The organism is Streptomyces shenzhenensis (assembly GCF_021462265.1).
In the GTDB taxonomy this organism is placed as follows: Bacteria; Actinomycetota; Actinomycetes; order Streptomycetales; family Streptomycetaceae; genus Streptomyces; species Streptomyces shenzhenensis.
In genome coordinates this window covers 28,928-44,705 of record NZ_JAJONF010000027.1, presented here as the reverse complement: position 1 = coordinate 44,705, position 15,778 = coordinate 28,928, and the positions used below count along the sequence as shown (strand labels likewise).

Genomic DNA, 15,778 nt, shown 5'->3' with positions numbered 1-15,778 from the left:
AGGTCAGGGCCCGGCTTTTCCCGCTCTGAGGATGCTGCAGGAGCTGCAGCCGACGGCCGCAGCTCCCCGTTTGCGGGGTTCAGGCGGCCTGTGACACCGTCCGGTCGCGCTGGAGGACGACCATGGCCAGGTCGTCGTTCAGCCGGCCGCCCGTGTACGCCCGGACGTCTGCGGCGAGCTGCTCGACGAGCAGGTCTGGTGCCTTGTCCGCCCAGGCCGCGGCGCGCTCCGCGAGCGGATAGAACTCGCCTTCCGTGTTCCGGGCCTCGCTGACGCCGTCCGTGTACAGGACCAGCCTGTCGCCGTGCTCGAAGGGGAAGGTCGCCGGTGCGTAGCGGCCGTCGACGCTGTCCGTGCTGCGCGTGTCGGCGGGCCGTACCGCGAGGCCGAGCGGAGGCGACGGTTCGGGGACCGTCAGCGCCAGCGCCGTCCCGGTGGAGCCACGCAACAGGAGGGGTGGCGGGTGCCCGCAGCTGATCAGATGCACCACCGGCTCGTCGTCCGGGATGTCCAGGACGGCGGCGGTCACGAAGCGCTCGGCGGCATCCTCGTCCGGCTCCGAGAACTCCGCGAGTCCCCACCGGACGGCGTCCTCGATGTAGCCGACCAGCTCGGGCAGCGGGACTCGGCGGTGCGCGGCGGCGCGGAAGGCGCCCAGCACGATCGCCGTGTCGCTGATCGAGGGGAGTCCCTTGCCCCGGACGTCCCCGATGAGCAGCCGCGTGGAGCCGGCGATCCGGGCGGCGGCGTACAGGTCGCCGCCGATGGTCGGGTCCGATTCGGCGCTGCGGTAGTGCGAGGCAAGAGCGACCGGCCCGGCCCGCTTCGGCAACGGCCGCAGTACGACACGCTGTGTCGCGTCGGACACCGAACGCACCCAGACCAGTTCGCGCTCCCGACGGTCTCGCAGTCGGGTGAAGAGGACGAGGAAGACGCAGACGACCAGGAGGGCGGAGAGTTCGACGAGGACACTCTCGGTGGCCAGGGTGCGTCGCTCCAGGCCGGCGCAGACCAGTGCGAGGACGGCCAGCGCCCCGGTCAGGGCGGTGGCGCGCGGCCCGCTGCCGACCGCGGTGATCGCCACCGCGACCACGAGCAGGTGAGCGAGATGCACGTCCGGCGGCAGGAACCCGTCGGCCACCGGGATCGCGATGATCAGCAGCAGGGGACCGGCCACCCACAGGAGCCGCAGTGTGGAACGGTGCCACGCCCGCACGCTCTCTACCACTGAACTCGCGATGGTGGCAGTGCTCACGTCGTGCTCCGGTACAGGTCTGCTCTGGGCTCGTCGTACTGCCTCCGGAAACGCAGCGCGACGTGCTTCCCATTCCCGGGGTCAGCCGACATACGCCGGCGACACCGCCGAGACGCTGATCCGCCGCGGCTTCCCCGTGCCGTCGGCCGGGACTTCGTACAGGTCCGCGCCGTAGTCGCCCGGCAGGGCGTAGACGATCGTGTGCGCGTCCTTCCACACCGCCTGGTCGTCCACGCTGCGGGGCTCGGCCAGCGGCGTCTCGCGCATCGTGCTCAGGTTCAGGACGTACAGGCGCCAGGGGGCGTCCTTCGGCAGGCCCCGCACGCGTTTCTTGTACGCGATGCGGGTGCCGTCGGGGGAGAGGGACGGGCATTCGACGTTCGCGTGGAGGGTGGTGAGCGTGCGGGTGCGCAGGTTGCCGCGGACCAGGTAGGTCGAGCCCTTCGTGGCGAGCGTCGCGTAGAAGGTGGTGTCGTCCGACGCGAACGTCACGCCCCAGAAGTTGGCGTCCGCGGAGTGGTAGGAGCGGCCGTCCTTGAGGACGCGGAAGGACTCCAGGGTCGGGATCAGCTCGCCCGTGCGCGTGTCGGCGATCGCCGTGCGGGTCGAGAAGTTCGTGCCCGCGTACGAGTCGCCGCCCACGAACGCCGTCCAGGCCGCGTAGTGGCCGGTGGGCGAGACCCGGGCGCGGGACGGGATGCCCGGGACGTCGTAGTGGGCGGTCGCGTGCAGGTTCGCGTCCAGGATCAGGGCGCGGTAGGTGTCCGAGACCGGGCCGTGGACGGCCTGGAGGCAGACGCCGGTGCCCGCGGCGGCGTAGAAACGCAGGCATTTCACGCCGGAGGCGGTACGGGGGCCGGAGGGGGAGGCGGCGGGGACCGTGGAGAGTTCGTCCCGGTGCGGTCCCCAGGCCATGTTGCGGAAGACCATGCGGCCGGGGGCCGTCAGCGTCACCGTCCCCGCAGTGACCTTCGGGCCGCCCGCCTGCGTGTGGTCGCGGCGCTCCGCCCGGGCGGAGGCGTGCAGGACGGAGGCCAGGGCGACGGCCCCCAGGACCGCCAGCGCCGAGAGGAGGATCAGGAGGCGGGAGCGGACGGTCATACGGCGGCCTCCCGGAAGGGCCTAAGGGTGAGGGCGTACGCCGCGCACCCCGCCAGGGCCACCGCCGACACGCTCAGGGCGGTACGGTCGCCCCACAGCGTCCAGGCCGCCCCGAACCCCAGTGAGCAGGCGAAACGAGTCGCCGCCTGACCCGTCTGGACCAGCGCCAGACCCGACGAGCGCAGCGCCTCGGGCACGCTGTCCGACGCGGCCGCCATCAGCACACCGTCGGTCGCCGCGTAGAACGTGCCGTGCAGCGCGAGCACCGCGTACGGCAGGGCGGTGCCGTGCCAGGACGCCAGCAGGAGCGCGTAGGCGAGCAGCAGAGCCGCGTGGCCGGCCAGGAAGACCCGCCAGCGGCCCCAGCGGTCCGCCAGGCGGCCCAGCGGGACGGCCAGGAGGAGGAACGCGGCCGCTGTGCCGAGGGGGAGCAGGGCGAACCAGCGGTCCGGGACGCCGAGCCGGCGTTGCAGCAGCAGGTAGACGAAGGAGTCGCTCACCGTCGCGAGGCCCAGCAGAAGGGCGCAGAGGGTGATGCGGCGCAGGTCGCGGTCGGCCAGCAGGCCGAGTGCCGCGCGCAGGGTGGGGCGCGCGCCGGGGGCGGCCGGTTCCGTACGGCCGCCGGACGGAACGAACAGGACCAGGATCAGCACGCCCAGCACCGCCACGCAGAAGCTCACCGTGAACACCGCGTCGTAGCCGTCCACCGTCGCCCGGAGGATGAGGAACGCGGCCAGGGGGCCGAGCAGGGCGCCCGCCGTGTCCATCGCGCGGTGCACGCCGAAGGCGCGGCCCCGGGTCTCCGGGGTGCTGGAGAGGGAGATCAGGGCGTCCCGGGGGGCGGTGCGCAGGCCCTTGCCGGTGCGGTCCGCCGCCAGGATCAGGCCGATGGGGGTGAGGCTGTGGGCGATCAGCAGGAGGGGTTTGCACAGGGCGGAGAGGGCGTAGCCCGCGCCCGCCACCCACTTGTGGCGGCCGCCGCCGCGGTCGGCGAGGTGGCCGCCGACGAGGCGTACGACCGCCGAGAAGCCGTTGTAGACGCCGTCGAGGAGGCCGAAACCCAGCGGGGACAGGCCCAGGCCCGCCACCAGGTACAGCGGGAGGACCGCCGTGACCATCTCGGAGGACACGTCCGTGACCAGGCTGACCGTGCCGAGGGCGAGGACCGTGGGCGCGATCGTGGAGCGGTACCGCCCGGCCGTGGCCGGCCGGGCGGTACCTTCCACGGACGCCGGCGCCGGGGTGCTCGCGCGGCTGTCCGCTACGTACACGTCAGGACGCCCAGATCCCGGTGATGTCGGACGCGGACGCCGCGTTGCCCGCGTGCGCGCTCAGGCCCTGGCTGTCCTCCAGGGTGCGCAGCAGGTCGTAGTGGTCGTACGTGGTGGACGAGGTCGAGCCCGCCGCGACCGGCTGGCCGTAGAGCACCGTCGGGATGCGGTTGCCGGCCAGGCGGTTGTCCTCGTCCGTGGTGACGACGAGGAGGCTGTTGTGGGTCTTGGCCCAGGTGGCGTACGCGCCCAGGTTGTTCTTCAGCCAGGTGTCACCCGTGGACACCGAGCAGTCGTGCATGTCGTTGCACAGGTTGGGGATCACGTAGGACAGCTGGGGGAGGGTGGTGTAGTCCGTCGGGAACTGGGCGAACGTCTTCGCGGTCGACGTCGGTACGTTGCTGAAGCCGAACCACGGGTTGTGCTTCTGCGCGTACTTGCCGCTGCTGCACGTGGTGGAGCCCTGGCTGGGCAGGGTCTCGTTGTAGCTGGCCCAGGTGCGGCCGGCCGCGAGCTGCTCGGAGGCCAGGTTCGCCGCCGAGGAGAAGCCGGGCGTGATGCAGCTGTCGTCCGTGATGCCCTGGGTGGAGCCCGAGAACATCGCGTAGTAGTTGGGCTGGCTCGGGTGGGTCTCGGCGTACATCTGGGTCAGGTTGGCGCCGCCGGTTGCCAGCGAGTTGATGTACGGCGCGCTGGAGGAGCCGATGACCTGGCTGTAGGCGTGGTTCTCTAGGACCACGACGATCACGTGGTCCGGGGAGGGTACGGCGCTCGCGGCCTGCGCGGACGTGCCGCCGAGCCCGGTCCACAGGCCGATCGCGGCCGCGGTGAGGGCGGTGGCCGAGGCCATCGCCGTACGGGCGCGGCGGATCATCGCCGGACGTGCGGAACTGCCGGACACATCAACCTCCGGTGCTGGGGGAAGGGAAAGCCTGGTGGCGGTGCGGGGACTGAGCATGCACACGCCAATAATCCTCCGTGTCGCCGCGCTCGGCCAGACAGGTGAAGACCGGATGAACTACTTCCGCCTCGGGCTCGCGCGCGACGCCTCCCGGGGGCGCCTGCCGGTACGACCACCATCCCGCCCTTGACTCGTCGGCGCTCGTGACGGGGTCTGCGGTTAGGCTCGGGCGGGGACGACCTTGATCCGGAGGGAGCCGCGGATGACGCCGGGGCGCAGGAGCAGTACCTTCACGCGACTGCTGCGGCACGGCTTCACCGATGCCTCGGCCGCCGAGCGGCTGCTGGACAGCGCCGAACTGGCCGCCGTGCGCGACGACCCCGTGCTCCTCGAAGCCCTGGGCGCCACCGCCGACCCCGACCTCGCCCTGCACGGCCTGGTGCGGCTCCTGGAGGCCCAGCCCGGCCCCACCGCCCGCCGGGAACTGCTCGACACCCTGATAGCGGCCAAGCCGCTGCGGGACCGCCTGCTGGGTGTCCTCGGCGCCTCCGCCGCCCTCGCCGACCACCTCGCCCGGCACCCGCGCGACTGGGAGACCCTGGTCACCTACGAGCCCCGCGACCTGCACCCCGGCGTCGCCGAGTTCGAACGCGGGCTCGCCGAGGCCGCCGACCCGGTCTCCCTGCGCGTCGCCTACCGGCGCTGCCTGCTGTCCATCGCCGCCCGGGACGTGTGCGGGACGACGGACCTCACCCAGACCGCCGCCGAACTCGCCGACCTGGCCACCGCCACCCTGCGCGCCGCCCTCGCCCTCGCCGAGGCCGCCGCGCCCGGGGACGCCGCCGCCTGCCGGCTCGCGGTGATCGCCATGGGCAAGTGCGGCGGCCACGAGCTGAACTACGTCTCCGACGTCGACGTCATCTTCGTCGGCGAGGCCGCCGACGGCGCCGACGAGAGCAAGGCCCTGCGCGCCGCCACCAAGCTCGCCTCGCACATGATGCGGATCTGCTCCGAGACCACGGTGGAGGGGTCGATCTGGCCCGTCGACGCCAACCTCCGCCCCGAGGGCCGCAACGGCCCCCTCGTGCGCACGCTCAGCAGCCACCTCGCCTACTACCAGCGGTGGGCCAAGACCTGGGAGTTCCAGGCCCTGCTCAAGGCGCGCCCGGTCGCTGGCGACCTCGACCTGGGCCAGGAGTACGTCGCCGCCCTCGACCCCCTGGTCTGGAAGGCCGCCGAGCGCGAGAACTTCGTCGCCGACGTGCAGAAGATGCGCCGGCGCGTGGTGGAGAACATCCCCGCCGCCGAGATCGACCGCGAGCTGAAGCTCGGCCCCGGCGGCCTGCGCGACGTCGAGTTCGCCGTCCAGCTGCTGCAGTTGGTGCACGGCCGGGCCGACGCCGCACTGCGCAGCGGTACCACCCTGGACGCCCTCCAGGCGCTCGCCGCCGGCGGCTACGTGGGCCGCGCCGACGCCGTCCAGCTCGACGACGCCTACCGCTTCCTGCGCTCCCTGGAGCACCGCATCCAGCTCCACCGGCTGCGCCGCACCCACCTGGTCCCCGAGGGCGAGGCCGACCTGCGCCGCCTCGGCCGCTCGCTGGGCCTGCGCACCGACCCGGTGACCGAGCTGACCCGCGAGTGGAAGCGGCACACCGGTGTCGTACGACGCCTGCACGAGAAGCTCTTCTACCGCCCGCTGCTCGACGCCGTCGCCCAGCTCGCCCCCGGCGAGGCCCGGCTGAGCGCCGAGGCGGCCCGGGAGCGCATGGTGGCCCTCGGCTACGCCGACCCCGCCGCCGCCCTGCGCCACCTGGAGGCCCTCGCCTCCGGCGTCACCCGCAAGGCCGCCATCCAGCGCACCCTGCTGCCCGTCCTGCTGGGCTGGTTCGCCGATTCCGCCGACCCGGACGCGGGCCTGCTGAACTTCCGCAAGGTCTCCGACGCCCTCGGCAAGACCCCCTGGTACCTGCGGCTGCTCAGGGACGAGGGCGCCGCCGCCGAGAACCTCGCGCGCGTGCTGTCCGCCGGGCGCCTCGCCCCCGACCTGCTGATGCGCGCCCCGGAGGCGGTGGCCCTGCTGGGCGACGGCGACGGGGGCGGCCTGGAGCCGCGCGGCCGCGCCCAGCTGGAGCAGGAGATCCTCGCCGCCGCCGGCCGCGCCGACAACGCCGAGGACGGCGTGCGGGCGGCCCGCGGCGTGCGCCGCCGCGAGCTGTTCCGTACGGCCGCCGCCGACATCGTCGACTCCTACGGCACCGAGACCAAGCCCGCCGAGCCCGACCAGGGCGCCCTGGTCGACCGGGTCGGCGCCGCCGTCTCCGACCTGACGGCCGCGACCCTGGCGGGAACCCTGCGGGCGGTGGTCCGGGACGGCTGGAGGGACACCCTGCCCACCCGCTTCGCCGTCATCGGCATGGGCCGCTTCGGCGGCCACGAACTCGGCTACGGCTCCGACGCCGACGTCGTGTTCGTGCACGAGCCGCGGGACGGCGTCGCCGAGCGGGAGGCCACCGACGCGGCCAACAAGGTCGTCGCCGAGATGCGCCGGCTGCTGCAGATCCCCAGCGCCGACCCGCCGTTGCTGATCGACGCGGACCTGCGCCCCGAGGGCAAGTCCGGGCCGCTGGTGCGCACGCTGAACTCCTACGAGGCGTACTACCGCCGCTGGTCCCTGGTGTGGGAGTCGCAGGCGCTGCTGCGGGCCGAACCGGTCGCCGGGGACGAGGAGCTGGGGCGCCGGTTCATCGAGCTGGTCGACCCGCTGCGGTACCCGGCGCAGGGGCTCGGCGAGGACGCGGTGCGCGAGATCCGGCGGCTGAAGGCCCGGATGGAGTCCGAGCGGCTGCCGCGCGGCGCCGACCCCAAGCTGCACACCAAGCTCGGGCCGGGCGGGCTGTCCGACGTGGAGTGGACCGTGCAGCTGCTGCAGCTGCGGCACGGCTGGGCCGAGCCCGGGCTGCGCACCACCCGCACCCGTGAGGCGCTGGCCGCGGCGCAGGCGGCGGGGCTGCTGGAGACGGAGGAGGCCGCGGTGCTCGACGAGGCCTGGGTGCTGGCGACGCGCGTGCGCAACGCCGTGATGCTGGTGCGGGGGCGGGCCGGCGACACGTTCCCCACCGAGAGCCGGGAGCTGGCCGCCGTGGGCCGATACCTGGGATACGGGCACGGGCACGCCGGGGACATGCTCGACGCGTACCGGCGCACCATGCGCAGGGCCCGGTCCGTCGTGGAGACGCTCTTCTACGGGGCCTGATGAGGCCGGTGCTCCCTGGTTCCCGGAGCCAGGTGCGTACGTCCTGCCCGTCCGGCACCATGGTCGGGAAGCGGTCCGCGGCCCGCCGGGGCGTGTCGCGCGGCGCTCCGCCGTACCCCGGCGGTCCCGCGTCCGGGGCGCGCCCTCGTTCTGCTCGTGCCCGGCCGAGGAGTACGAGGCGTTCAGGGCCGAGGCGGCGGCGCCTCGAGAAGCAGCGACGCGGCAACCGGACTTGACGGGGCAAGCCGGTTCTGGACCGGTACCGCTCCCGCGACAGCGGACGTCACCGATGGCGGACGAAGCCGTCCGCGGGGCTCTGCGGCAGGGCGTACGGCAGGGCGCCGTACCACAGGCGGGCCACGGTGAAGCCGAAGGCGAGGCAGAGGGCGCCGCCCACCGCGTCGAGCCAGAAGTGGTTGGCGGTGGCGACGATGACGAGGAGGGTGGCCGTCGGGTAGAGGAGGCCCAGGAGCCGGACCCAGGGGACCGAGGCCAGGGCGAAGATCGTCAGGCCGCACCACAGGGACCAGCCGATGTGCATGGACGGCATCGCGGCGTACTGGTTGGACATGTGCTTGAGGTCACCGGAGGCCATCGAGCCCCAGGTGTGGTGGACCGTCACCGTGTCGACGAAGCCGCCGCCGTTCATCAGGCGGGGCGGGGCGAGCGGGAACACGTAGTAGCCGAGGAGGGCCACCCCGGTGGCCGCGAAGAGGGCCAGGCGGGCCGCCGCGTAACGGCCGGGGTGACTGCGGTAGAGCCAGACCAGCACGCCCAGCGTCACCACGAAATGCAGCGTGGCGTAGTAGTAGTTCATGCCGATGATCAGCCAAGTCACCGAGTTCACGGCGTGGTTGACCGACTCCTCGACGGCGATCCCCTGGTAGTGCTCGGCCTTCCAGAGCCAGGCGGCGTTGCGCAGCGCCTGCGCCCGCTGCTCCGGGACCGCGTTGCGGATCAGCGAGTAGGTCCAGTAACTCACCGCGATCAGCAGGATCTCGAACCAGAGCCGGGGCCGGCGCGGCGTCCGCAGCCGCCGCAGGAACCGCTGCTCCCCTTCGCCCGTGACGGACCGCGGAAGGGTCTGCTGTGCGCGACCTTCCGGCTCTGTCACGGTCGAGTCACTCATAGGCACAGAGTCTGCCAGAAAAGACGTCTCCGGCAGATCATCCCAAGGTCGGGTTCACCACGCATGTCCTACCGCGCGGCGACTACTGCTCAGGTACCGCACGATCCACAGCGAGGTAATCGGGCGCGGTCAGGGGCGGTTGGCGCGGTCGCCCGGCGCCGACGCCGTAGAACCGCGTACCACCAATTCCGGCATGAAAACGAACTCGCTGTGCGGAGCGGGAGTGCCGCCGATCTCCTCCAGAAGGGTGCGCACCGCTGCCTGGCCCATCGCCGGGACCGGCTTGCGGATGGTGGTGAGAGGGGGATCGGTGAACGCGATCAGCGGGGAGTCGTCGAAGCCGACCACCGAGACGTCCCGGGGGACGTCGAGGCCGCGCTGGCGTGCCGCCCGTATCGCGCCGAGCGCCATCATGTCGCTGGCGCAGACGATCGCCGTGCAGCCCCGGTCGATGAGCGCCGTGGTGGCGGCCTGGCCGCCCTCCAGGGTGTAGAGGGAGTGCTGGACCAGCTCGGACTCGATGGTGTCCGCCGACAGGCCCAACTGGTCCTGCATCGCCCGCACGAACCCCTCGATCTTGCGCTGCACGGGGACGAACCGCTTCGGGCCGAGGGCGAGCCCGATCCGGGTGTGGCCCAGGGAGGCGAGGTGGGTGACGGCCAGCGTCATCGCGGCCCGGTCGTCGGGGGAGATGAACGGCGCCTGCACCTTCGGCGAGAACCCGTCCACCAGCACGTACGGCACGCCCTGCGCCCGCAGCCGCTCGTAGCGCTGCATGTCGGCGGTGGTGTCCGCGTGCAGGCCGGAGACGTAGATGATGCCCGCGACCCCGCGGTCCACCAGCATCTCGGTCAGCTCGTCCTCCGTGGACCCGCCCGGGGTCTGGGTGGCGAGCACGGGGGTGTAGCCCTGCCGGGTCAGCGCCTGCCCGATGACCTGCGCCAGGGCCGGGAATATCGGGTTCTCCAGCTCGGGGGTGATCAGCCCCACCAGGCCCTCGCTGCGCTGCCGCAGCCGTACCGGACGCTCGTAGCCGAGGACGTCCAGGGCGGCGAGCACGGACTGGCGGGTGGTGGCCGCGACGCCCGGCTTCCCGTTCAGGACCCGGCTCACCGTCGCCTCGCTCACCCCCGCCTGCGCTGCGATGTCGGCAAGCCGTGTGGTCACGGCACTGGACTGTACCGGCCGTATGTCCCCTTGCACACCGATCGGGCGCCTGATGCGGCCTGGGGGGCGGCCCGTCCTGGGCTGCTGCGTCATCGCACTCCCTACTGAAACTTGACGGCAAGAGCTTGCAGAGTCTTGCACAAAGGGACGTCGTAGCGCTCTACCGCCGTAAACAAGCGTCTCATGGCGGTCGCCGACAGGTCACGCCCGGATAACTTCGGAGATCTCTTGCACTTTTTTGCTGCAAGGTCTTTCGCGGCGCTTACATCGCTGTTACGTTCCCTGACGCCCGGCCGCCGCAGCAACGGCGCAGTCGGCACGACAGCGGGACGGTGGACGGGACCGCCCCCGCATCACTCGGGCTTTAACCCTCAAGGAGAACTCATGCGGCGTGGCATAGCGGCCTCCGCGCTGGTGGCGTCCCTCGCCCTCACGGCGACGGCGTGCGGCGGGAGCGACAGCGACAGCAAGTCGGACGGGCCGGTCACCATCACCTGGTGGGACACCTCCAACGCCACCAATGAGGCACCCACGTACAAGGCCTTGGTCAAGCAGTTCGAAGCCGCGAACAAGAACATCAAGGTCAACTACGTCGACGTCCAGTTCGACCAGGCGCAGAACAAGTTCGACACGGCCGCCCAGTCCGGCAAGGGCGCCCCCGACGTGCTGCGCTCCGAGGTCGGCTGGACCCCCGCCTTCGCCAAGGCCGGCTACTTCGTGCCGCTGGACGGCACCGCCGCCCTCGCCGACAAGGACAAGTTCCAGCCCAGCCTGATGACCCAGGCCCAGTACGAGGGCAAGACCTACGGTGTCCCGCTGGTCACCGACACCCTCGCCCTCGTATACAACAAGGCGCTGTTCAAGAAGGCCGGCATCACCGCGGCCCCGACCAGCTGGGACGAGGTCAGGGCCGACGCCGCCAAGATCCAGGACAAGGCCAGGACCACCGGTTACTGGGGCCCCGAGGCCGCGTACTACACGCAGCCCTTCCTCTACGGCGAGGGCACCGACATGGTCGACGCCTCCGCCAAGAAGATCACCATCACCTCGGCGGCGGCCAAGAAGGGCTACCAGACCTGGCTCGACCTGTACTCCGGGAAGGGCCTGCACAAGGCGGACGTCACCGCCGACGCCTACGCCCACCGCCAGGACGCCTTCGTCAACGGCAAGGTCGCCATGACCATCGAGGGCCCCTGGGAGATCACCAACTTCTACAAGGGCTCCGCGTTCAGCGACAAGTCCAACCTCGGCATCGCCACCGTCCCGGCCGGCTCCACCGGCAAGGCGGGCGCCCCGACCGGCGGCCACAACCTGTCGGTCTACGCGGGCTCGGACAAGGCCCACCAGGCCGCGGCCGAGAAGTTCGTCGCCTTCATGACCTCCGCGCAGACGCAGACGCAGATCGCCCTGAAGAACTCGACCCTGCCGACCCGCTCCGACGCCTACACCGCCGCGGTCAAGGCCGACCCGGGCATCGCCGGCTACCAGGCCGTCCTCTCCTCCGCCCAGCCGCGCCCCGCGCTCGCCGAGTACTCCTCCCTGTGGGGGCCGGTCGGCACCGAGCTGACCAAGATCGCCGGTGGCAAGGAGTCCCTGGACAAGGGCCTGAGCAACGCCGAACTCGGGATCGAGAAGCTCGTCCCCGACTTCAGCAAGTAAGCGCCGAGTGGCCGCCGGAGCGCCCTGTTCAGGGGGAGCGCTCCGGCGGCCACCGGCCTGTGCCAGCCGCCCAGCCCACCCCGGAGAGCCGGCACCGGCGCGAACCAGCCGGAAGAAGCAGCCGGAAGAACCAGCCGGGAGAACCAGAAGGTGTCGAACCCATGACAGTCGCCATCGACCGCGCGACCGGCCAGCGCCGCGGTGACCGCGCGCCCCGCCCCGGGCTGGGCCAGCGGCTGAAGAACAACTACCAGAAGTACTGGTACGCCTACGCGATGATCGCCCCGGTGGCCGTCGTCCTCGGGGCGCTCGTCCTCTATCCGTTGGTGTACGGGTTCTACCTGACGCTGACGGACGCCAACAGCCTCAACACCGCCCGCACCATCGGCGTCAACCACATCGACGCCACGTACAAGTTCATCGGTCTGGACAACTACAAGGACATCCTGTTCGGACCGACGTCCTACGACCGTTTCTGGTCCCACTTCCTCTGGACGATCGTCTGGACCGCGCTCTGCGTCACCCTGCACTACACCATCGGTCTCGGCCTCGCCCTGCTGCTCAACGAGAGGTTCCGCGGCCGGACCTTCTACCGCATGGTCCTGGTCCTGCCCTGGGCGGTCCCGACCTTCGTCACCGTCTTCGGCTGGCGGTTCATGCTCGCCGACGGCGGCATCATCAACAGCGCCCTGCACTTCCTCCATCTGCCGCAACCCGGCTGGCTGGAGGACACCTTCTGGCAGCGGGCCGCGGCGATCCTCGTCAACACCTGGTGCGGTGTGCCGTTCATGATGCTGTCGCTGCTCGGCGGCCTCCAGGCCATCGACGGCACGCTGTACGAGGCCGCCGAGATGGACGGCGCCGGCGCCTGGCAGCGCTTCCGGTACGTCACCCTGCCGGGCCTGAGGTCCGTCAGCTCCACCGTCGTACTCCTCGGCATCATCTGGACGTTCAACCAGTTCGCCGTGATCTTCCTGCTCTTCGGTGACACCGCCCCCGACGCGCAGATCCTGGTCACCTGGGCGTACTACCTCGGCTTCGGACAGCAGCCGCGGGACTTCGCCCAGTCCGCCGCCTACGGCATGCTGCTGCTGGCCATCCTGATCGTCTTCACCTCCTTCTACCGCCGCTGGCTCAACCGCAACGACCAGCAGCTCGCGATCTGAGGCAGGAGTTCCCATGAGTACGACCACGGTCCAGACCTCCGCCCAGGTCGCCGAGGAGACCCCCGTGACCAGCAGCCCGCGCCGCGTCCGCGGCCGCGACGAGCGCGGCCCGCTCGCCACCACCCTCACCCACGGCCTCCTGGGTGTCGCCAGCCTGGTCGCGTTCTTCCCGGTCGGCTGGCTGATCTTCCTCTCCCTCGGCCCGGACAAGGACGACTACCTGCACCCGGGCGGCATCTGGCACAAGATGACGCTGGACAACTACTCCTTCGTCCTCCAGCACACCGGGTTCTGGGACTGGTTCAGGACGACGATGATCGTCGTCGGCGGTACCACGGTCATCGGCCTGATCCTCGCCTCCACCACCGGCTACGCGGTCTCCCGCATGCGCTTCCCGGGCTACCGGAAGTTCATGTGGCTGCTGCTGGTGACCCAGATGTTCCCGATCGCCGTGCTGATCGTGCCGATGTACCAGATCATGTCCCGGCTCGGCCTCATCGACAGCTACCTCGGCCTGATCCTCGTCTACTGCACCACCGTCGTGCCGTACACGGCCTGGCTGCTCAAGGGCTACTTCGACACGATCCCCTTCGAGATCGACGAGGCCGGCCGCGTCGACGGGCTCTCGCCGTTCGGCACGTTCGGCCGGCTGATCCTGCCCCTGGCGAAGCCCGGCCTCGCGGTCGCGGCGTTCTACAACTTCCTCACCGCCTTCGGTGAGGTCGCGTTCGCCTCCACGTTCATGCTCAGCGACGACAAGTACACGTTCGCGGTCGGCCTGCAGAGCTTCATCAGTGAGCATGACGCGCAGCGGAACCTGATGACCGCGACGGCGGTGCTGATCGCGATACCGGTGGCCGTGTTCTTCTACCTCGTGCAGAAGAACCTGGTGACCGGCCTCACCGCCGGCGGAACCAAGGGCTGACCGTTGGCCGAGCCACGCGGCCGTCGTTCGTCTGCGGCGCCGTCGTGGCCGGTCGCGCCCACGCGGCGGAAGCCGCACATCAATAGAGCCCCGCGCCCCTTCGGGGCGCTGTCCTTCGGGGCGCGGGGGCGGCGGCCGCGGTCTCCATCCGACCCCGCTGTGACCGCGGCCGCCTCTCCATCCATCCTCTGACCCGATGACCCAGTCACGACGCATCAAGGACGCCATGAGCCAGCAGCAATCCGCCGCACCGGCCCCCGCCATCGCCACCGTCGCCCGTCGCCGCGACTGGTGGCGGGACGCGGTGATCTACCAGGTCTATCCGCGCAGCTTCGCCGACAGCAACGGCGACGGGATGGGTGACCTGGAGGGTGTGCGTTCCAGACTTCCGTACCTGCGCGACCTCGGTGTCGATGCCGTGTGGCTCAGCCCGTTCTACGCCTCCCCGCAGGCCGACGCGGGCTACGACGTCGCCGACTACCGGGCCGTGGACCCCATGTTCGGCAACCTCCTCGACGCGGACGCGCTGATCCGGGACGCCCATGCGCTGGGCCTCAGGATCATCGTCGACCTCGTGCCGAACCATTCCTCGGACCAGTACGAGTGGTTCAAGCGGGCGCTGGCCGAGGGGCCCGGCTCGCCGCTGCGGGACCGCTACCACTTCCGTCCGGGCAAGGGCGAGAACGGCGAACTCCCGCCCAACGACTGGGAGTCCATCTTCGGCGGGCCGGCGTGGACGCGGGTGGCCGACGGGGAGTGGTACCTCCACCTCTTCGCCCCGGAGCAGCCCGACTTCAACTGGGAACACCCCGCGGTCGGCGACGAGTTCCGCTCCATCCTGCGGTTCTGGCTGGACATGGGCGTGGACGGCTTCCGTATCGACGTCGCCCACGGGCTGGTGAAGGCGGCGGGGCTGCCGGACATCGGCGGCGGCGACCAGCTGAAGCTGCTGGGCAACGATGTCATGCCGTTCTTCGACCAGGACGGTGTCCACGAGATCTACCGCCAGTGGCGGCACGTCCTCGACGAGTACGCCGGCGAGCGGATCTTCGTCGCCGAGGCCTGGACGCCTACCGTCGAGCGCACCGCGAACTACGTCCGCCCGGACGAACTCCACCAGGCCTTCAACTTCCAGTACCTGAGCACGGCGTGGGACGCGAAGGAACTGCGGGCCGTCATCGACCGCACCCTGGAGGCGATGCGCCCGGTCGGCGCCCCGGCCACCTGGGTCCTCTCCAACCACGACGTCACCCGGCACGCCACCCGCTTCGCCAACCCGCCCGGTCTCGGCACCCAGATCCGCTCGGCCGGCGACCGGGAGCTGGGGCTGCGCAGGGCGCGGGCGGCCACCCTCCTCATGCTCGCGCTGCCCGGCTCGGCGTACGTCTACCAGGGCGAGGAGCTCGGCCTCCCGGACGTCGTCGACCTGCCCGACGAGGTCCGTCAGGACCCCGCGTACTTCCGGGGCGCGGGCCAGGACGGCTTCCGTGACGGGTGCCGGGTGCCGATCCCGTGGGAGCGGGAGGGCTCGTCGTACGGCTTCGGGGCCGGGGGCAGCTGGCTGCCGCAGCCCGCGAGCTGGGGCGGGCTGAGTGTGGCGGCGCAGACCGGGGTGGCCGGTTCCACCCTGGAGCTGTACCGCGGCGCGCTGCGCGTCCGCCGTGAGCAGGCCGACCTCGGCGCGGGCGACGCGGTGGAGTGGCTGCGCGCCCCGGAGGGCGTCCTCGCCTTCCGGCGCGGGCAGTTCGTCTGCGTCGCGAACACCAGCGGCGAGTCCGTCACCACTCCGGTGTACGGCAGGGTGCTGCTCGCCAGCGGTGAGCTGACGCAGGCCGACGGCGGGGCGAAGGTGCCGGCCGACACCACGGTGTGGTGGACGACCGCCTGACGCACACCCGACGGCCCGTCACCCGGTAACTTCTTGCAGCAACTTCACAAGGCCCGCTGT

At 71.4% G+C, this 15,778-nt stretch carries 11 protein-coding genes; 5 read left to right on the top strand and 6 right to left on the bottom strand.

Annotated features, from left to right (window positions below; translation table 11 throughout):
• Window positions 1–79: 79 nt before the first annotated feature.
• From LQ326_RS29560 to LQ326_RS29545, 4 genes are all read right to left on the bottom strand, one after another.
• Window positions 80–1,255 carry a PP2C family protein-serine/threonine phosphatase gene (locus LQ326_RS29560; RefSeq protein ID WP_234542108.1) on the bottom strand — a complete coding sequence of 392 codons (1,176 nt, stop codon included), beginning with the start codon at window positions 1,253–1,255 and terminating at the stop codon, window positions 80–82.
• An 81-nt stretch (window positions 1,256–1,336) separates the two neighbouring features.
• Window positions 1,337–2,356 (bottom strand): TolB family protein, encoded by a 1,020-nt coding sequence (locus tag LQ326_RS29555; protein ID WP_234542107.1) that lies wholly within the window; start codon window positions 2,354–2,356, stop codon window positions 1,337–1,339.
• Window positions 2,353–3,627, bottom strand: a complete 1,275-nt coding sequence (locus LQ326_RS29550) for an MFS transporter (protein ID WP_234542106.1) — start codon at window positions 3,625–3,627, stop codon at window positions 2,353–2,355. Before LQ326_RS29550 ends, LQ326_RS29555 begins: the two co-directional genes overlap by 4 nt.
• A gap of 1 nt (window position 3,628) precedes the next feature.
• Window positions 3,629–4,501, bottom strand: a complete 873-nt coding sequence (locus tag LQ326_RS29545) for an alkaline phosphatase family protein (RefSeq protein ID WP_234542185.1) — start codon at window positions 4,499–4,501, stop codon at window positions 3,629–3,631.
• A gap of 289 nt (window positions 4,502–4,790) precedes the next feature.
• On the opposite strand from LQ326_RS29545, the gene LQ326_RS29540 reads away from it, so the two are divergent.
• Window positions 4,791–7,784: a bifunctional [glutamine synthetase] adenylyltransferase/[glutamine synthetase]-adenylyl-L-tyrosine phosphorylase gene (locus LQ326_RS29540; RefSeq protein WP_234542105.1), complete on the top strand. Its 2,994-nt coding sequence runs from the start codon at window positions 4,791–4,793 to the stop codon at window positions 7,782–7,784.
• Between the two features lie 283 nt (window positions 7,785–8,067).
• On the opposite strand, the gene LQ326_RS29535 is transcribed toward LQ326_RS29540, so the two are convergent.
• Together LQ326_RS29535 and LQ326_RS29530 are read right to left on the bottom strand one after the other, a co-directional pair.
• Window positions 8,068–8,913, bottom strand: coding sequence for a phosphatase PAP2 family protein (locus tag LQ326_RS29535; protein WP_234542104.1), 846 nt, complete (start codon window positions 8,911–8,913; stop codon window positions 8,068–8,070).
• 129 nt (window positions 8,914–9,042) lie between these two features.
• A complete protein-coding gene (locus tag LQ326_RS29530) occupies window positions 9,043–10,080 on the bottom strand; it encodes a LacI family DNA-binding transcriptional regulator (RefSeq protein ID WP_181804939.1) in 1,038 nt (345 codons plus the stop codon).
• A 384-nt stretch (window positions 10,081–10,464) separates the two neighbouring features.
• On the opposite strand from LQ326_RS29530, the gene LQ326_RS29525 reads away from it, so the two are divergent.
• The 4 genes from LQ326_RS29525 to LQ326_RS29510 all read left to right on the top strand — a co-directional run bounded on the left by LQ326_RS29525 (window position 10,465) and on the right by LQ326_RS29510 (window position 15,718).
• On the top strand, window positions 10,465–11,739 hold the full coding sequence (locus tag LQ326_RS29525; protein WP_234542103.1) for an extracellular solute-binding protein: 1,275 nt from the start codon (window positions 10,465–10,467) through the stop codon (window positions 11,737–11,739).
• A 161-nt stretch (window positions 11,740–11,900) separates the two neighbouring features.
• Entirely contained in the window at window positions 11,901–12,905 is a 1,005-nt protein-coding gene (locus LQ326_RS29520) for a carbohydrate ABC transporter permease (protein WP_234542102.1), read from the top strand.
• A 13-nt stretch (window positions 12,906–12,918) separates the two neighbouring features.
• Window positions 12,919–13,830 carry a sugar ABC transporter permease gene (locus LQ326_RS29515; RefSeq protein ID WP_234542101.1) on the top strand — a complete coding sequence of 304 codons (912 nt, stop codon included), beginning with the start codon at window positions 12,919–12,921 and terminating at the stop codon, window positions 13,828–13,830.
• A gap of 226 nt (window positions 13,831–14,056) precedes the next feature.
• Window positions 14,057–15,718 carry a glycoside hydrolase family 13 protein gene (locus LQ326_RS29510; RefSeq protein WP_234542184.1) on the top strand — a complete coding sequence of 554 codons (1,662 nt, stop codon included), beginning with the start codon at window positions 14,057–14,059 and terminating at the stop codon, window positions 15,716–15,718.
• Window positions 15,719–15,778: the final 60 nt, after the last annotated feature.